15 protein-coding genes are annotated in these 18,222 nt (G+C 66.1%); 6 read left to right on the top strand and 9 right to left on the bottom strand.

Annotation, left to right across the window (positions count from 1 at the left end):
* Positions 1-64: 64 nt before the first annotated feature.
* Genes C8N35_RS20705 through C8N35_RS20695 form a run of 3 tightly spaced genes read right to left on the bottom strand, consistent with a single transcriptional unit; the run spans position 65 to position 3,145 of the window.
* Positions 65-1,021: a PDR/VanB family oxidoreductase gene (locus C8N35_RS20705; protein WP_107991644.1), complete on the bottom strand. Its 957-nt coding sequence runs from the start codon at positions 1,019-1,021 to the stop codon at positions 65-67.
* 32 nt (positions 1,022-1,053) lie between these two features.
* Positions 1,054-2,061 (bottom strand): 3-hydroxybutyryl-CoA dehydrogenase, encoded by a 1,008-nt coding sequence (locus C8N35_RS20700; protein WP_107991643.1) that lies wholly within the window; start codon positions 2,059-2,061, stop codon positions 1,054-1,056.
* 4 nt (positions 2,062-2,065) lie between these two features.
* On the bottom strand, positions 2,066-3,145 hold the full coding sequence (locus tag C8N35_RS20695) for an NAD/NADP-dependent octopine/nopaline dehydrogenase family protein (protein WP_107991642.1): 1,080 nt from the start codon (positions 3,143-3,145) through the stop codon (positions 2,066-2,068).
* Between the two features lie 497 nt (positions 3,146-3,642).
* On the opposite strand from C8N35_RS20695, the gene C8N35_RS20690 reads away from it, so the two are divergent.
* The 5 genes from C8N35_RS20690 (at position 3,643) to C8N35_RS20670 (ending at position 9,823) form a co-directional block, all read left to right on the top strand.
* The gene (locus C8N35_RS20690; protein WP_245926891.1) at positions 3,643-4,170 is read left to right on the top strand and encodes a MarR family winged helix-turn-helix transcriptional regulator; all 528 of its coding nucleotides are present in this window, start codon (positions 3,643-3,645) and stop codon (positions 4,168-4,170) included.
* Entirely contained in the window at positions 4,164-4,913 is a 750-nt protein-coding gene (locus tag C8N35_RS20685) for a hypothetical protein (RefSeq protein ID WP_210203630.1), read from the top strand. The genes C8N35_RS20690 and C8N35_RS20685 overlap by 7 nt, the downstream gene beginning before the upstream one ends.
* 419 nt (positions 4,914-5,332) lie before the next feature.
* Positions 5,333-5,854: a MarR family winged helix-turn-helix transcriptional regulator gene (locus tag C8N35_RS20680; RefSeq protein WP_107991710.1), complete on the top strand. Its 522-nt coding sequence runs from the start codon at positions 5,333-5,335 to the stop codon at positions 5,852-5,854.
* Positions 5,855-6,078: 224 nt separating this feature from the next.
* A complete protein-coding gene (locus tag C8N35_RS20675; protein ID WP_107991641.1) occupies positions 6,079-8,232 on the top strand; it encodes a thiamine pyrophosphate-dependent enzyme in 2,154 nt (717 codons plus the stop codon).
* Position 8,233: 1 nt separating this feature from the next.
* Positions 8,234-9,823, top strand: coding sequence for an indolepyruvate oxidoreductase subunit beta family protein (locus C8N35_RS20670; RefSeq protein ID WP_107991640.1), 1,590 nt, complete (start codon positions 8,234-8,236; stop codon positions 9,821-9,823).
* Positions 9,824-10,093: 270 nt separating this feature from the next.
* On the opposite strand, the gene C8N35_RS20665 is transcribed toward C8N35_RS20670, so the two are convergent.
* Genes C8N35_RS20665 through C8N35_RS20640 form a run of 6 tightly spaced genes read right to left on the bottom strand, consistent with a single transcriptional unit; the run spans position 10,094 to position 16,047 of the window.
* Positions 10,094-10,492, bottom strand: coding sequence for a RidA family protein (locus C8N35_RS20665; RefSeq protein WP_107991639.1), 399 nt, complete (start codon positions 10,490-10,492; stop codon positions 10,094-10,096).
* Positions 10,493-10,499: 7 nt separating this feature from the next.
* Positions 10,500-11,669 (bottom strand): acyl-CoA dehydrogenase family protein, encoded by a 1,170-nt coding sequence (locus C8N35_RS20660; RefSeq protein WP_107991638.1) that lies wholly within the window; start codon positions 11,667-11,669, stop codon positions 10,500-10,502.
* Positions 11,669-12,481: an enoyl-CoA hydratase family protein gene (locus C8N35_RS20655; protein WP_107991637.1), complete on the bottom strand. Its 813-nt coding sequence runs from the start codon at positions 12,479-12,481 to the stop codon at positions 11,669-11,671. The genes C8N35_RS20660 and C8N35_RS20655 overlap by 1 nt, the downstream gene beginning before the upstream one ends.
* Positions 12,465-13,001 (bottom strand): MarR family winged helix-turn-helix transcriptional regulator, encoded by a 537-nt coding sequence (locus C8N35_RS20650; protein ID WP_107991636.1) that lies wholly within the window; start codon positions 12,999-13,001, stop codon positions 12,465-12,467. The genes C8N35_RS20655 and C8N35_RS20650 overlap by 17 nt, the downstream gene beginning before the upstream one ends.
* A complete protein-coding gene (locus tag C8N35_RS20645) occupies positions 12,998-13,756 on the bottom strand; it encodes an SDR family NAD(P)-dependent oxidoreductase (RefSeq protein ID WP_107991635.1) in 759 nt (252 codons plus the stop codon). Before C8N35_RS20645 ends, C8N35_RS20650 begins: the two co-directional genes overlap by 4 nt.
* Complete coding sequence (locus C8N35_RS20640) at positions 13,753-16,047, bottom strand: bifunctional salicylyl-CoA 5-hydroxylase/oxidoreductase (RefSeq protein WP_107991634.1); 2,295 nt, start codon at positions 16,045-16,047, stop codon at positions 13,753-13,755. Before C8N35_RS20640 ends, C8N35_RS20645 begins: the two co-directional genes overlap by 4 nt.
* Before the next feature lie 417 nt (positions 16,048-16,464).
* Between C8N35_RS20640 and C8N35_RS20635 the strand changes: the two genes are divergently transcribed.
* On the top strand, positions 16,465-18,123 hold the full coding sequence (locus C8N35_RS20635; RefSeq protein ID WP_107991633.1) for a Hint domain-containing protein: 1,659 nt from the start codon (positions 16,465-16,467) through the stop codon (positions 18,121-18,123).
* Positions 18,124-18,222: the final 99 nt, after the last annotated feature.

The raw sequence follows: 18,222 nt of genomic DNA, 5'->3' as shown, positions 1-18,222 counted from the left end.
CGGGGATGACAATCGAGGGTGGAGCGGGCGCCGGCTGACAAACTCACGCCTTCCATCATCCCTCCTAAAGGTCCAGCACGAGGAGCGGCGTCTTCGATCTCGAGACGCATATCTGCATCACCGTGTTGGACGCCTTTTCCTCATCCGACAGCACGACATCGCGGTGGTCGGGTATTCCCTCCAGCACGCCGGTCTGGCAGATGCCGCAATCGCCGCGCTGGCAATCATAGACGACATCATGGCCGGCCGCCTCCAGCGCCTCGATGATCGTCTGGTCGGCCGCGACCGTGACGATCTCGCCGCTCGAGGCGATCTTGACGTCGAAAGCGGCGTCCCCGCCGGCATGGATGGCCGGCGCGGTGAACAGTTCGAAAACCAGCTGATCGGCCGGCCGTTTGGCCTCAGCCCAGGCCGCCTTCACCGCCTCGATCATGCCCGTGGGGCCGCAGACATAGGCGGTGGCGTCCGCTGGCAGCTCGGCGATCAGATCCGCGAAATCGGGCCGGCCCGGTGCCGTATCGTCATAATGGACCGCCAGACGCGCGCCACAAAAGGGTTCGAGCGTGGCGAGGAAGGCGAGTTCGCCTTTCGCCCGGCCGCAATAGTGGAGGCGGAAGTCGCGCTCCCCGGCGGCGAGCCGCGCGGCCATCGACAGGATCGGCGTGATGCCGATGCCGCCGGCGATCAGCAGCACGGGATCGGGCGCGGATCTCAGTTCGAACTGGTTGATCGGCCCTTTCGCCTCGACCCGGTCGCCCTCGGCAAGGGCGTGGATATAGTCGGAGCCGCCGGCGCTCTGCTCCTCGCGGCGCACGCCGAGGACATAGTGCCGGCCTGTGCGCCAGTCGGGATGATCGACCAGCGAATAGGGCCTGTCGCCGCCGCCGGGAAGCTTCACCCGGATATGGGCGCCCGGCGTCCAGTCCGGCAGCGCCGCATCGCGCGCGGTCTCCAGCACCACGGCGCGCACCAGCGGCGTCTCGGTGATGATCTTGCGGACGATGAAGGCGAGATCCTCCAAGGCGCTGTCCTCCCAGAATGCTCGTTTCCGGCTCAGTTGCTCTTTTCCGGCGCAGCGACGGCCGGGGGCCTGTCGAGCCCCGCCATGCGCAGCATCGCCATGAAGCCTTCCATGCGCTGGCGCCGGTAGGCTGCAACGTCCATGCCATCGTAATCGTAGAAACCGCGACCGTCGCGCAGGCCCCGGCGGTTTTCTTCCATGTTCTCGTGGATGAGCGTGGGGGCCTCGAAGCGCTTCTCCCCCGTCACCTCGGCCATGTAGCGGCTGGCGTGAAAGAGGATATCGCCGCCGCCCCAGTCGATGAACTCCAGAAGTCCGAGGACGGCGAAGCGGAAACCGAAGCCGTAGCGGGTCGCCTTGTCTATGTCCTCGGCCGAGGCCACGCCTTCCTCCACCATCCTTGCGGCCTCGTTCATGGCGAGCATCTGGATGCGCGGGACGATGTAGCCGGGGCTGGCGGCGCATTCGACCGGCACCTTGCCGATGGCCTCCAGCAGGGTCTTGAGTTCGTCCACGACCGCGCGGTCGGTCTCGTGCGTGGGGCTGAGCTCGACGAGGGGCACGAGGAAGGCCGGGTTCAGCCAGTGGGCGTTGAGAAAGCGCGCCGGGCGGCCGGAAAGTGCGGCAAGCTGCGTGGAGAGATAGGTGGAGGTGGTGGAGGCGACGATCGCCTCAGGCCCGGCGGCGGCATCGATCAGCGCCAGCGCGTCGCGCTTGGCCTCGTCGGTTTCCGGCACCGCCTCGAAGACGATGCGGGCATCCGCCAGCGCTTCGCCCGCTTTCTCGCGCGGCACAACGCTCACGCGCTTCAGGATCGCATCGACATGCGCGGCGTCGAAGCCACCGAGGCCGGCAATCATCTCCAGCGTGGAGCGGATTTCGTCGAACGTGTCCGCTTCCAACCGCGCGTAGCCTTCCGCATCGCGCTGCTTGGCATCGACGAGGCGGATGTCGTGGCCGGCCCAGGCCGCGCAATGGGCGATGCCGCGCCCCATGCGGCCGGCCCCGACGCAGGCGATGACGGGACGCGCGGAAGCCATCGGATCAGACCCCCTGCATGAGCATGGCGGTCATGTCCGCACGGCTCATGCCATTGAGCCCGAGCGTTTTCAGCGTGCGGCCGGATGTGCGGAAATCGTCCCCGGCAACCGCGCTGGCGATGGCGAGCAGGCCGGCGGCGACAGGAACCGGGACGCCCGCCCATTCGCCAACCGAGACGAGGAAGGACAGGCCCATGCGCGTATCCTCCTGAAGGTAGCGGTGGGTGGAGAAATCGAGCTTCTCGTGCCAGTCGCCGGAATCGACCAGCTTGTCGTGCGCGAGGTTGCCGTACATCCAGTTTGACGTGTTGTAGTGGTCGGCGAGCGGGAAATGCGGCGCGCCGTAGCCCAGCGCCTCGCGCACCGCGATGCGTTCGCCGTCGAGCGCGCCGTGCACCCGGCGGATGGAGGGCTGCGTGCCCTCGTTGTGGATGTCCCAGCGGTCGAAATGCTCGATCGGGCCGGCATTCATGAAGATGAGCGGCGGGTGGATGATCGGTCCGGCGTTCATCAGCGCGCCCGACAGCGCATCCTCGATCGGCTCGATCGTATCGGGAAAGGCCTGCGCGATGACGGCGATGGCCTTGTCCGTCAGCCGCGCGGGCATGACGCCGGTGGGCAGGCGCGAGGCGCGGGTGGTGATCGCAACCTCGTCTGCCCCGTGCTTGCGCGCGAGCCAGGGCAGCGTGCCGGTTTCGGCGATCATCACTTCCGCCGTGCAGCCTTTGTCGCGCAGGACCTTCATCATGACATAGGAGCCGAAAGTGCCCGGCGGCAGGAAGATCACCTGACCGTCGCCAAGATGCGGGGCCAGCAGAGCGGCGATGTCGGCTTGCGCGAAGGCCGGGGTCGGGACGACGATCAGCTCGGCGCCGGTTACCGCCTCGCCGATATCGAGCGTCGGCAGGGCGATTGCCGCATCGCGCACACCGGCGGCATCGCGCAGGCGGATCGTCTTCGTTTCCAGGAGAGAGCGAAATCCATCGGCATCGCGCCGCCAGAAGCGGACTTCATGCCCCGCATCCGACAGGTCGGCTGCTGCCGCGTAGGATCCGTTTCCGCCCCCGAGAACCGCAATCTTCATCCGCTCCCCCTCGTTTTGTGCCGGAACCAGTCAATACTTTAATCTTAAAAATTACAAGAGTAAAATATCTCGTCCGGTACGGCCGTTTCTGTCCGGTTTGAGGTCGTGCTGCGTCCTTCAATCCCTCCACCGTCTTTGCCGGCGACGGCATGGGCGGGCGGGGGCGCTGGATCACCCGGACCGAGCCGGGTGATGACGGCGGAGTGGCATGAGCGGTGCGGACGCTCCTCCGGCCGGCCCGCGACACTTTCTTCCCAAGCCCCGCATTTGCCACGACAAACGGTGGATTCAATGCGGGATCTTGTATATTGAACGTGGCACAGGATTTATTTAGACCTAAAACAAATTGTCGATCCAAGGAAATTTCCGTTGAACGACGCCCCCTGCCGCCCGCACCCAGGCGGTCCGTTTCAAGGGGCCCACGGAACGCCAGCGCCAATGTGGCCGGCAACAAGGGCCGGGATCGACCGAACGGTGACGAGAGGCGGAGACCGCGCGTGCGCAAGAGGACTGAAACAGACATATCGGAACCGCTTGATGCGGAAACGGGCCTGCACGCGCGCCCCAATGACCATCGCACGGAATTGCGGCTGTGGCTGAGGCTGCTGACCTGCGCCAACCTGATCGAGGCGGAGATCCGCAAGCGGCTGCGCGAACGCTTCGCCACCACGCTGCCGCGCTTCGACCTGATGGCGCAGCTGGAACGCGCGCCTGACGGCATCATGCTGGGCGAGCTGTCGCGCCGGATGATGGTTTCCAACGGCAATGTCACCGGGCTTGTCGAGCGCCTCGTGCAGGAGGGCCTGCTGGAACGTCAGGTCTCCGAGACCGACCGGCGTGCGGTCCGGGTGCGGCTGACGCCGCATGGAAAGACGGTCTTCGCCGAGATGGCCAAGGCCCATGGCGACTGGTTGGGCGAACTCATCGGCGCGATGGACGAGAGCGCGCAGGAGGACCTGTGGGCGCGGCTCGGCGTGCTCAAGGCCTCCGTCCACAAGGCCAGTGAACACGACGGCGCATGCTGAGCGTACCCGCGATGCGCTTTTCCCACCTCGTCTTCTTCGAAGCCCCCGCCGGGGCGCAGGCCGACGATACCCAAGCTCGGGCCGGCGAACGGGAAATCGACGCGGTGCGCGATTGCCTTGCCGCGATCCCCGGACTGACGCGGGCGCTCATCTATACGCCGGCCAGGGCCAGCGATCTCTTCACCGACGATCCCGGCGCGCCCTGTTTCGGGTTTCAGCTGTGCTACGACGAGATCGAGGCGCTGGAGGCGGCCGCCCTTGCCGGCGGCGCCCTGCACGATCTGTCGACGGGCGCGGCTTCCATCCGCCTCTCCGAAACGGGGCTTGCCGGTGCCACGGTGCGCCATCAGGCGATGCTGACGCGGCATTTTCCCGTAGCGCAGCCGCGCGCCCTGCCCGCCGTCCATTGCAGCTTTGCCGTCCACTATCCGGGGCCGGCAGCGGACGAGAATGCCTGGCACGATCACTACATCGCCAATCACCCGCCGATCATGGCGCGGTTTCCGGGCATTCTGGAAATCGAGATCCTGACAAGGCTCGACTGGCGCGACCACCTGCCGTGGCAGCGTGTCCACCACATGCAGCGCAACCGCGTGGCGTTCGAAAGCCCCGAGGCGCTGACCGCGGCGCTGCATTCGCCGGTGCGCCACGAGATGCGCGCCGACCTCGCTTGCTTCCCGGCCTTTGAGGGCGGCAACTTCCACTATCCGTTCCGCACGGAAGTGGTGCCGAGCACGCGGTAGAGCGCTTCATGGTCTGGTGGAAGCGGGTCGCGGGTATTCTTTCTGCGGCCCATCCTTCGAGACGGCGCTGACGCGCCTCCTCAGGATGACGTTGTGTGTCTTGTTGGTTCCACCGAAATCACAACCCGATAACGTCATCCTGAGGAGCCGTCGCAGACGGCGTCTCGAAGGATGGGCGCCTTGCTTCCGTCGGGCCGTGAAACGCTCCAATGCCCCTGGGGCCCTGCCCACTTTATATCCATTTGCATTCGTTTTCAGCGCCGAGATGACTGTTTTTCTTCCCAATATCCTGCAATTTCATCCACACCAATGATTGCATATGCATATTTTCAAGCTTAGACTTTCTCGTGTCGGGATACGGTGCGCGCCTGTGTGGCCGCAGGCCCGGTATGAGAACACGAGGCGGCATGCGCGCGAAGATGGCTGAAAAGGCTCTGAAGGACAGCAGGGACGCGGCCCGCCCCGCCGAGGGACCGGACCGGGGCGAGACCGTCAGGCCGCTCGGCGAGATCGGGCTGCAGCAGTTCGCGCCCTACCTGATGAACCGGGTGATGGGGCGCTACAACGCCAATCTGCGCGAGGGCCTGCGTTCGCGCGACCTGACCACGCCGCAGATGCGAGCGCTGGCAGTGATGGCGGTCGCCGACGGGCTCACCGTCAACGAGCTTGCCGTCTACACGGTGACCGAACAATCGACGATGAGCCGGACGCTGGACGCGATGGAGGCGCAGGGGCTTTTGCGCCGCGAAACCCTGGAGGCCGACAACCGGGTCCGCCGCATTCACCTGACGCCGGCCGGCCGGGCGCTGTTCGACGAGGTGTGGCCGGTGATGTGGCAGGCCTTCCGCTCGCTGTTCCGGGACGTGAATGATGCGGAATACGCCGCCTTCGTCGCGGTGCTGCAGAAGATGCTGCGCAACGTGCGCGAACACGACTTCTAGAGGACGCGGAGCGGCGCGGATATCTGGGTGCAGGTCCGCTCTCGCACCCTTCGCGCGCGCTCTCCGCTGTCATCCCCGCGAAGGCGGGGATCCAGTAACCACCGGATCGGGTTTTGCGGCACGGACGCGAGGCCTCTGGAATGCTGGATCCCCGCCTTCGCGGGGATGACAACGAAGAAAGAAGATACCGCGCAGACTAACGAACCGACGCCGAGGAGGGGAATATGGCCGAACGTTCTTTCGCCAGGGAAGTGGAAAAGCTGCGCCTGAGCGACGGCGAGGAGTTCCACGGCGAGGGCATCCTCGCGATGACCAAGGCGCTTCTGGAATGCGGCGTCGGCTATGTCGGCGGCTATCAGGGGGCGCCGATCAGCCACCTGATGGACGTGCTGGCCGATGCGCAGGACATTCTGGGCGAACTCGGCGTACATTTCGAGGCCTCCGCCTCGGAGGCGACCGCCACCGCCATGCTGGCGGCCTCCGTCCATTATCCGATCCGTGGCGCGGTGACCTACAAGTCCACCGTCGGCACCAACGTCGCCTCCGACGCGCTCGCCAATCTGGCGTCCGGCGGGGTCACCGGCGGCGCGCTGATCATCGTCGGCGAGGATTACGGCGAAGGCTCCTCCATCATGCAGGAGCGCAGCCACGCCTTCGCGATGAAAAGCCAGGTCTGGCTGCTCGACCCGCGCCCGAACCTTCCAACAATCGTCAAGACGGTGGAAGATGCCTTCGAGCTTTCGGAAGCCTCCAACACGCCGGTGATGATGGAGGTGCGCATCCGCTGCTGCCATGTGCACGGCAGCTTCACGACGAAGGCCAACAAGCGCCCGCCGGTGACGGTTGCCGACGCGCTGGAAAACCCGCGCCGCGACACCGCCCGCATCGTGCTGCCGCCCGCCTCCTTCCTGCACGAACACGAGAAGATCAACACGCGCTGGCCGGCCGCCGTCCGGTTCATCAAGGAGCGCGGCATCAACGAGTTCTTCGGCCCCGAGACGGGCCGCATCGGCATCGTCATGCAGGGCGGCATGTACAACGGCGTCATCCGCGCGCTGCAGCGTTCGGGTCTTGCCGATACCTACGGCGAGACGAAGGTGCCGCTTTATGTGCTCAACGCCGTCTATCCGCTGATCGACGACCAGTTCCTCGATTTCTGCCGGGGCAAGGACGCGGTCATCGTGGTGGAGGAAGGCCAGCCGAACCACATCGAGCAGGCCTTCGGCGACATGCTCTACAAGGCCAGCGGCACGACGAAGCTCTGCGGCAAGAACTATCTGCCGATGGCCGGCGAATATACCGGCCAGGTGATGCTCGACAGCCTCGGCGCCTTCGTGCGCGACCACGATCCCGGCATTCTCGATGCGCGGGTGCGCGCGCCCAACAGGCCCGTCGAGCTGCCCGACATGACGCCGCTTGCCGACAACGTGCCGGGCCGCCCGCCGGGGTTCTGCACCGGCTGCCCGGAACGCCCGATCTTCGCCGCGACCAAGCTCGTGGAGCAGGAACTGGGGGCCCACCACATCGCCTCCGACATCGGCTGTCATCTCTTCTCGATCATGCCGCCCTTCGAACTGGGCGGCACGACGATGGGCTATGGCCTCGGGCCCGCGTCCGCCTCCGCCTTCAATTCGCCGGATGCCAAACGCCGCTCGATCTCGTTTGTCGGCGACGGCGGCTTCTGGCACAACGGGCTGACATCCTCCATCGGCAATGCGGTGTTCAACCGCAACGACGGCGTCATCGTCATCGTCGACAATTTCTATTCGGCGGCGACCGGCGGGCAGGACATCCTGTCCTCGCGCGCCAATAACAAGTCGAAATCGACCAGGCACCCGATCACCGCTGCGGTGAAGGGCATGGGCGTGAAATGGGTCCGCCATATCGAGCGCACCTACGATGTCGGCCTGATGCACGAAACCCTGCGCGAGGCGCTGACGACGGATGAGACGGGCCCGAAGGTCATCGTCGCTTCCTCGGAATGCATGCTGAACAGGCAGCGGCGCGAGAAGCCGCAACTCGCTGCGGCGGTCAAGGAGGGGCGGCGCGTGGTGAAGCCGCGCTTCGGTGTGGACGAGGACGTGTGCACCGGCGATCACGCCTGCATGCGGCTGTCGGGCTGTCCGTCGCTGTCGGTGAAGACGCTCGACGATCCCTTGCGCGACGATCCGGTGGCCGCCATCGACCACACCTGCGTCGGTTGCGGCAATTGCGGCGAGGTGGCGGATGCCGCCGTGCTGTGCCCCTCGTTCTATCAGGCAGAGACCGTGTTCAACCCCAGCGGCTTCGAGCGCTTCGCCAACCGCCTGCGCCAGCGCGTCATCGGCTGGCTGCAGGCCCGGCGCGACCGCAGCCGCCTCGTCTTCGAGGAGATCTGAGATGAACGAGAAGACCATTGCGGCCGCGAAGGCCGATGCCCCCAAGGCAGACGACGCCGGCCGCATCATCTCGGTTGCCATCCTCGCGGTCGGCGGCCAGGGCGGCGGGGTGCTGACCGACTGGATCGTCTCCGTCGCCGAGGCCAACGGCTACCGGGCGCAATCGACCTCGGTCGCCGGCGTCGCCCAGCGCACCGGCGCGACGATCTACTATGTCGAGATGTGCAAGGACACCGGCCGCCAGCCGGTCTTCTCGCTGTCGCCCGCGCAAGGCGATGTCGACGTGCTGATCGCGGCGGAGCTGATGGAGGCGGGCCGCTCGGTCATGCGCGGTTTCGTGACACCCGACCGCACGACGCTGATCACCTCCTCCCACCGCATCGCCGCCGTATCGGAAAAGATCGCGCCGGGCGACGGGCGTGGCTCGTCGGATGCGGTTCTCGACACCGCGCGCAAGGCTGCAAAGACGCTCATCGCCTTCGACATGGAAAGAATGGCGGTTGCGGCCGGCAGCGTGATTTCGTCGAGCCTCTTCGGCGCGCTGGCGGGCTCCGGCGTCCTGCCGTTTTCCCGCGAGAGCTACGAGGAAACGATCCGCGCCTCCGGCCGGGGCGTTGCCGCAAGCCTCAGGGCGTTCGGTGCCGCCTATGACAGAACCGTAGCGGGTGCCGAACCGGCGACGGCCGAGGCAGAGCCCGATGTTCGCGGCACGGATGAGGTGGCCGGCGCGCAAGGGTCGCCCGCGCTGCTGTTCGGCTGGCAGGAGCTCGTCTCGCGCACCCGCGCCCTGCCCCGGCCCGCGCACGACATGGCGCTTGCGGGCCTGCGCAAGGTGGTCGACTATCAGGACCTCGCCTACGGGGCGGAGTATCTAGCCGGACTTGAACGCGCCGTCGCGCTCGATGACGAAGGCCACGACCACGCGCTCTCCATCACGGCGGCGAAGTATCTCGCCAACGCGCTGTGCTACGACGATATCGTGCGGGTCGCGGATCTGAAGACGCGGGCGAGCCGGTCCGCGCGCGTTCGCCGGGAGGTGGGTGTCGATGGCGAAACCGTGCTGCGGGTGACGGAGTATTTCCATCCGCGCATCGAGGAAGTCTGCGGCACGCTGCCGGCGGGGCTCGGGGCCTTCATCGAAGCGCGGCCGGGCCTGTCGCGCTGGCTCGATGCGCGCCTCAACAAGGGCCGGCGCATCCGCACCGACGGTCTTTTCGGTTTCACGCTGTTGTGGGGGCTTGCGGGGCTGAAGCGCTGGCGGCGCCGGCTGCTGCGTCACCGGGTGGAGAGCGCGCATGTCGGCACATGGTACGATCTGGCGCTCGAAACCGCCCCGGCCGATTACGCCCTGGCGGTGGAGATCCTCGCCTGCCGCCGCCTCATCAAGGGCTACAGCGACACCCACGCGCGCGGGCTTTCGAAATACGACCGGGTCATCGGCGCGCTGCCGATGCTGGAAGGCCGGCAGGACGCCGCCGACTGGCTGCGCCGGCTGAGGGAAGCGGCACTCAAGGATGAGAAAGGCACGGCACTCGACGGCGCGCTGCAGACGGTGGCGTCATTTGCGATGCCGGAGAGCGGGGCGGCCTGAGGGGGGCGCGTTGGGGGAATGGGCTTGGGAGCGGTTCATGCTTTGGCGGAAGCGCTCAGTAGGGAAAACACCTCTCCCATGGGGAGAGGTCGGACCAAAGGTCCGGGTGAGGGGGGGCAGGTTCTCCGTATCCACGAAAGCCCAACACCCCTCACCCCAGCCCTCTCCCTATGGGAGAGGGGGCGGATACGGCTGCTTCCGTGAAAAGATGAAACGCTCTCGGAGCGGCCTTCGGCGCACCGATCCCCTTAGCCTTACCTTCCCCATGCCTCACACTGCAGGCAGAACTGCCGTCGCCTCGATCTCCACCAGCGCCTCGTCCTCCACCAGCGCCTGGACGACGACCATCGTCATCGCCGGGAAGTGGCGGCCCATCACACGGCGGTAGGCCTCGCCCACCTCGCGCTGGCGGGCGAGGTATTCGCCCTTGTCGATGACGTACCAGGTCAGGCGCACGATGTGCTCGACACCGCCGCCGGCGGCCTTCACCACATCCACGATGTTGACGAGCGCCTGTTCCATCTGGCCGATGAAATCCCGGCTCTCGAACACCTGATCCCGGTTCCAGCCGATCTGCCCGGCGATGTAGAATTGTCGCCCCTCGGCGACGATGCCGTTGGCATAGCCCTTGGGCTCCTGCCAGCCGTCGGGATGAATGATCTCAAACATGGTCCGCTCAAGCCTTTCCCGATGCGGCCGCCAGGGTCTGGCGGGCAATGATGACTTTCTGCACGTCGGATGCACCCTCATAGATCCGGAGCGCCCGGATTTCGCGATAGAGGCTTTCGACGATGTGGCCCTTGCGCACACCCTCGCCGCCGTGGATCTGGACCGCCATGTCGATGGCCTTCTGTGCCTGTTCGGTGGCGAAGAGCTTGGCCATCGCCGCCTCGCGGCTGACGCGGGCCGCACCCTTGTCCTTCATCCACGCCGCCCGGTAGACCAGCAAGGCCGCCGCATCGACATCGAGCGCCATGTCGGCCACGTGCCCCTGGACCATCTGCAGATCGAACAATGGCGCGCCGAAGAGATGGCGGCTCTGCACGCGCGAAACCGTCTCGTCGAGCGCGCGGCGCGCAAAGCCGAGCGCGGCGGCCGCCACCGTGGCGCGGAAGACATCGAGCACCGACATGGCGATGCGGAAGCCCGCGCCGGGCTGGCCCAGCATCGCGGAGGCCGGAATGCGGCAGTCCTCGAACCTCAGCCGCGCCAGCGGATGCGGCGCGACAGTTTCCAGCCGTTCGGCGACCGTGAAGCCGGGAAGATCTGCGGGCACGATGAAGGCCGACAGACCTTTCGCCCCCTCTCCCTCGCCGGTGCGGGCAAACAGCGTGTAGACGTCGGCGATGCCGCCGTTGGAGATCCAGGTCTTCTCGCCGTTCAGCACATAATCGTCGCCGTCGCGCGTCGCGCTCAGCGTGATGCTGGCGACGTCGGAGCCCGAGGCGGGCTCCGTCAGCGCGAATGCCGACAATGCCTTGCCGGCCCGCGTCCGCGTCAGCCATTCGGCCTTTTGCGCCTGCGACCCGAAAAGCGAGATCGCGCCGGTGCCGAGGCCCTGCATGGCGAAGGCGAAATCGGCCAGCCCCTCGTGGCGGGCCAGCGTTTCGCGGATGAGACACAGGCTGCGCACGTCGAGCCCGCTTGAAGGATCATCCGGATCCACGGCGGAATGGACGAGCCAGCCGCCCGCGCCGAGCTTTGCCACCAGATCGCGGCAGGCGGCATCGATGTCGCAATGATCGACATGGGCGAGCGTGTCGGCGGCCCAGGCGTCGAGCCCTTCGGCCAGGGCGCGGTGGCGACCTTCAAAGAACGGCCAGTCGAGAAAGCTCCTGTCCGCCATCAATCGCCCCCGAAAACCGGCTTCTGCTTTGCGACGAACGCGTCGTAGGCGCGCTTGAAATCCTTCGTCTGCATGCAGATCGCCTGGGCCTGGGCTTCCGCCTCGATGGCCTGTTCGAGGCTCATGTTCCATTCCTGGTTGAGCATGGTCTTGGTCATCATGTGACCGAAGGTCGGCCCGGCCGCGATGCGCCTTGCGATCGCGTCGGCCTCCGCCTCCAGCGCCTCAGGCTCCACGATGCGGGAATAGAAGCCCCAGCGCTCGCCTTCCTCGGCGCTCATCGCGCGGCCGGTGTAGAGCAGTTCCGCAGCCCGGCTCTGGCCGATAATGCGCGGCAGGATCGCACACGCCCCCATGTCGCAGCCGGCAAGCCCGACCCGGGTGAACAGGAACGCGGTCCTGGCGTCGGCCGTCGCGATGCGGATATCGCTCGCCATGGCGACGATCGCGCCGGCGCCGACGCACACGCCGTCGACGGCGGCCACGATCGGCTTGCCGCAACCGATCATCGCCTTGACCAGATCGCCGGTCATGCGGGTGAATTCCAGTAGGCCCTTCATGTCCTTGGACAGAAGCGGCCCGATGATGTCGTGTACGTCGCCGCCTGACGAGAAGTTGCCGCCGTTGGAGGTGAACACCACCGCCTTGATCGCGTCCTCGTAACGCAGCGCGCGGAACCAGTCGCGCAACTCCGCATAGCTTTCGAAGGTGAGCGGGTTCTTGCGCTCCGGCCGATCAAGCGCGACGGTCGCGATGCCGTCGGCGATGGTGCATCTAAAGTGCTTCGTCGAGCCTTCAGCTATCCCCGTCATGGGCGCCCTTCCCTCCCTGAACGTCACGTGTCTTGTTGTCTTCGAACCGGTCGGCGATGGTGCCGAACAGCGATATCAGGTGATCGGCCTCGTCCGGATCGATCGCTCCCAGAAGCTCATCGACCCAGGCCTCGTGCACGGCGGCGAGCTCGGCGAAGGTTTCCCGTCCCCGGTTCGTCAACCGCACGATCATGGCGCGGCGGTCGCCCTCCACCGGCACGCGGACGATGAGCCCGTCCTTCACCAGCCGGTCGACGATGCCGGTGACGTTGCCGTTGGAAACCCGCAGGACGCCGGACAATTCGCTCATCCTGAGGCCCGTGTCATCGCGGTAGAGCGCGGCGAGCACGTCGAAGCGCGGCAGGGTGGAGCCGAACTCCACCCGCAGCCGCTCGCGCAGCTCCGCCTCCACGAAACGTGACACCTTGAGGATGCGCAGCCAGAGCCGCAGCCGCTCCTTGGACACGGCCCCAACACTCGGCAAGGTGCGCTTTTCGGGCCCCGGCGCCTTCGGCTTCATGTCTCGCCCCCGGAGACCGAGATCGCCTGACCGGTGACCGAGGCCGCCCCCTCGCCGCAGAGCCAGAGCACGGCATCCGCCACCTCGCGCGGCTGGATGAAGCGGCCCTGCGGATTGCCCTTCACGAGGATGGCGGCGGCCTCCTCGCGGCTGCGGCCGGTCTTCGCCATGATGTTGGCGAGCGTTTCCTCCAGCATCGGCGTTTCGGTGTAGCCGGGGCAGACCGCGTTCACCGTGATGCCGGTCGGCGCAAGTTCCAGCGCCAGCGACCGCGTGAGCCCGATGACGCCGTGTTTCGCGGCGCAGTAGCCCGACACGTAAGGGTAACCCTTGAGGCCGGCGGTGGAGGCGATGGCGAGGAGACGGCCGCTTCCCGCCTCCGCCATGGGCCCCAGCACCGCCTGCCAGACATTGACCACGCCGAGAAGATTGACGTTCAGCATCGACGTCAGGTCGTCGGCCGTCATTCTCGCGAAAGGCGCGCTCGTCGCCGCTCCCGCATTGGCGACGGCGATCTCCACCGACCCGTTGCGGGCAACGGCGGCTTCCACCATCGCGGCGACAGCGGCGGCATCGGTGACATCGCCGGTCACGGGAAAAATCGAGGCGTGGCGGGCGGCGACCTCGGCAAGCGGCCCCTCGCGCCGGCCCGCGATCGTCACCTTCGCGCCGGCGTCTGCAAGCGCAAGCGCGATGGCCGCGCCGACGCCGGAGCCGCCGCCGGTCACCAGCGCGTGCCTTCCCGAAACGCTCATACCTTGCCCGTCATCTGTTCGACCCGTTCCGCAAGCCGCCAGAGCTGATCGCGGCCAGCGAGGTAGGGATCGGGCCACTTTTCCGTGCGATCGCCGAGCGCGGAGGCCGCGTGCAGCGTCCAGTAGGGATCGGCCAGATGCGGGCGGGCGAGGCAGACGAGATCGGCGCGCCCTGCCATCAGGATGGAGTTGACGTGATCGGGCTCGTAGATGTTGCCGACCGCCATGGTCGCCATGCCGGTCTCGTTACGGATACGGTCGGAGAACGGGGTCTGGAACATGCGGCCGTAGACCGGGCGCGCGCGCTTTGTCGTCTGGCCGGCCGAGACGTCGCAGATATCGACGCCGGCCGCCTTCAGCATGCGGGCGATCTCCACCGCCTCCTCCGGCGTCACGCCCTCGTCGCCGACCCAGTCGTTGGCCGAGATACGCACCGACACCGGTTTTTCCGCCGGCCACGCGGCGCGCACCGCCGCAAAGACCTCCAGCGGATAGCGCATGCGGTTTTCGAGGCTGCCGCCGTAGTCGTCGGTGCGGGTGTTGGTCACCGGCGTGATGAAGGAGGAGAGCAGGTAGCCGTGGGCGCAGTGCAGTTCGAGCATATCGAAGCCGGCGCGCGCGGCCATCTCTGTTGCCGCGACGAACTGGTCGCGCACCTGGTCCATGTCGGCGTGGTCCATCGCCTTCGGGGTGGCGTTCGCCGGCGACCAGGGCACATCGGAGGCCGACAGCAGCGGCCAGTTGCCGTCAAGGAGCGGTGCGTCCATTTCCTCCCAGCCGAGCTGGGTGGAGCCCTTGGCTCCCGAATGACCGATCTGCACGCAGATCTTCGCGTCCGTCTCCGCGTGGACGAAATCGACGATGCGCCGCCATGCGGCCTCGTGGGTCTCGTCATAGAGGCCGGGGCAGCCCGGCGTGATGCGGCCTTGCGGCGAAACGCAGGTCATCTCGGTATAGACGAGGCCGGCGCCGCCCTTGGCGCGTTCGGCGTAATGGACGAGGTGCCAGTCGGTCGGGCAGCCGTCCACCGCCTTGTACTGCGCCATCGGCGAGACGACGATGCGGTTCTTCAGCGCCATATCGCGAAGCGCGAAGGGCGCGAACATCGGATGGCGCACGGCCGCATTGCCGTTTACGCCGGCCTGACGCTGGAACCAGCGTTCCGCGCCTTCCAGCCATGCGGCATCGCGCAGACGCAGGTTCTCGTGGGAGATGCGCTGCGAGCGGGTCAGCAGCGAATAGGTGAACTGCACCGGATCGAGGTGGAGGTAGCGCTCCACCTCCTCGAACCATTCCATGGAGTTGCGCGCCGCCGATTGCAGCTTCAGCACCTCCACCCGGCGCTCGTCCTCGTACTTGGTAAAGGCCGCCTCCATCGTCGGCTCGCTGTGCAGGTAGTCGGCAAGCGCGATGGCGCTTTCCAGCGCGAGCTTGGAACCGGAGCCGATGGAGAAATGCGCGGTCGCCGCCGCATCGCCCATCAGCACGATGTTCTTGTAGGACCACGTCTCGCACAGCACGCGGGGAAAGTTGATCCAGGCCGAGCCACGGATATGGCGGGCGTTCGACATCAGCGCATGGCCGCCGAGATATTTCTCGAAGATCTTTTCGCAGGTCGCGACCGACTGCTCCTGGCTCATCTCGCCGAAGCCGTAGTTGGCCCATGTCTCCTCGGTGCACTCGACGATGAAGGTCGCTGTGTCGTCGTCGAACTGGTAGGCGTGCGCCCAGATCCAGCCCTTGTCGGTTTCCTCGAAAATGAAGGTGAAAGCGTCGTCGAACTTCTGGTGCGTGCCGAGCCAGACGAACTTGCACTTGCGCACGTCGACATCGGGCCGGAAATGCTCGGCATAGGCGGACCGGGTCCTGGAATTGAGCCCGTCGGCGGCGACGACGAGATCGTGGTCGGCGGCATAGTGGGCAGCACTTTCCACTTCCGTCTCGAACCGCATCTCGACGCCCAGCTCGCGGGCACGCTGCTGCAGGAGGATCAGCAGCTGCTTGCGGCCGATGCCGCAGAAGCCGTGGCCGGTGGACAGCGTGCGGGTGCCGCGATAGTGGACGGCGATGTCGTCCCAATAGGCGAAATGGGCCCGGATCGCTTCCGCGCTCGGCCGATCGTTGGCGGCGAGATTGTCGAGCGTCTCGTCGGAAAGCACCACGCCCCAGCCGAACGTGTCGTCGGGCTTGTTGCGCTCGATGACGACGACCTCGTGCGAGGGGTCGCGCAGTTTCATGGATATCGCGAAATAGAGACCGGCGGGACCGCCCCCGAGACATGCCACCTTCAACGGCCACCCTCCCCTTGCCACGCGATCACGCAACCAAAGCGGCCGCGGACGGACCCTCCCACCAATGCGAGGGCCACTGTGGGGGCAAGAGTATCGGGGCCCCGATATTATTTCAAGCCTAAAGCTTTTGAGATTAAAATTTCGGTCGGGGCTCCGCTGACCGCAGGAGCGCTCGACCAGCGGAGGCTGGCCCCGTGCATGAACGACGATTTTCGCGCGCAATCACTATCCCTGCGTAAGAACCGGCTTTTATTAAAATACTCATGGAACACGGCTCTTTGAAAATATTCATTGCTAGATCACGAACCATATAATATCAATATTATCTGTTGATGCGGATATCCGCCCTGTATTTAAAACCCTTCGAGATGACGCAAGCGATTTATATTGCTTTGCGGCAAAGGGAATAAATTGATCATGACAGAAAATTCACTTGACGCCATCGCAAATCTTTCTGCCGTCTCAAAGCTTTTCGATAGCCTGGAGCCGGATACCCCTGCGACACTCGATCCCTCGAACCCCACGCATCGCGCCGGCATCGAGGCCGCGCTTGCTGCGGCAGGGCGCACGGCTGCGCGGTATCCGCACCTGCACGATGCGCTCGACAAGGGGTCGGCCGGGGCAGCCTCGCTGACGCTCATCGACAAGGGCATCGATTCCGGCGGCAGGGCGACGGCGATGGCATGGCAGGCATCGGGTCCGGGCCACGCCTATTCCGGGGCGACGCTGTTCGCGCTCGACGGCGACAGCGACACGCTGCTGGCGCTCGGCCACAACGCCGATGTCGGCGCGGGCTTCGTGCCCGTATCCACCGACACCCCGAGCGCCCGGAAGGCCGGCAGCAAGCTGAAGGTGCTGGCGGTGGGCCATTCGGTGGCGCATTCCGGCGCCGCGACCTTCACCGGCCTCGCTAGCACAGCGTTCGTCGCCACTGACACGGACGCGAACATTGTCGTCGACGAACCGACGACCACGCCGAAATATCCGCCCGACGTGCGCATCGCGCTGGGGCGCACCAGCACATCGGCGGATGTCGATTACTGGTACGCCGAACCGCAAAACATCCAGAATCCGTACCTGATCGTTCCCTTCGCCGGCAACGCCACTCTTCCCTACGAGATCGACGGAACGCTCGGCCAGCCGATCAGCGGCGCGGTCTATCTCACCAAGATCTATTTCTCCACCAATTCCGGGACCAGCGAGATCCCGATGAACGCCACCTACACCAAGAACTTCACGGAAAAGGTGACGGTCGATACCGCCGATCAGGCGAAGGTGGTCTGGAGCTATCCGTACGGCCAGGGCGGCTCCTACACGTCCACCGAATCCATCGTCTACGACCCGCAATCGCTGGTGAACGAGACGCAGAGCTATTTCTACTACAGCTTCCAGATCCCGGTTCAGAACGCGCCGACCCCCACCTTCAGCTTCGCCATCTGCAGCTACAACACGCCGAACGAGCCCTCCTTCCAGTGCCATCAGATCTGCAATCTGTGGTTCTGGTGGCACTGTCTTGCAGCCGGCACGCAGGTGATGCTCGTCGACGGCCACACCATGGCGATCGATGACATCGACAACACGCACCGGGTGCGGACCGGCATGCGGGACCAGGATTTGGCCGTGGAGGCCACCTCGCGCGGTGCGCACAAGGCCGCGGCATCCGAGCCTTCGGCGAGCATGGCGGTGCACGAACTTTCCACCGAGGGCGGCCACACGCTGGTGGCCACCGGCGCACACGTGATCGCAACGCCCGACGGGCTGGTGCCGCTGGCGGACCTGAAGCCCGGCGATGCGGTGCTGACCCCGACAGGGCCGGTGAAGGTGACATCCCGCAAGGCAATCGACTACGACGGACAGATGTTCAACCTGAAGGTCGCCGACGAGGCCGACCGCAAGGCAGGCTTCGGCGCAACCGATATCGGAACGTACATCGCCAACGGCATCGTGGTGGGCGACAAGTTCGCCCAGCGCAACGCCGCCCGCCAGCGCAGCCGCGACATTGCCCACGCGAGAGCGACACTCGCCGATCCCCTCGTCACCGACTACGCGAGCGCGATCGAGGATATCCGCTACTGATCCGCCGCCGGCCACGCCCGCCTGCGGCTGCGGGCGGGTGGCGGCCGGTTCGTGGCGGGCCGTTCCGGACGCCGGCATTTCGGAAGCCATCGTGTCGGG

Origin of the sequence: Breoghania corrubedonensis (assembly GCF_003053845.1) — a bacterium.
GTDB lineage: Bacteria > Pseudomonadota > Alphaproteobacteria > Rhizobiales > Stappiaceae > Breoghania > Breoghania corrubedonensis.
The sequence above is the reverse complement of the archived record's forward strand: the minus strand, read 5'-3'. Positions and strand labels throughout refer to the sequence as shown.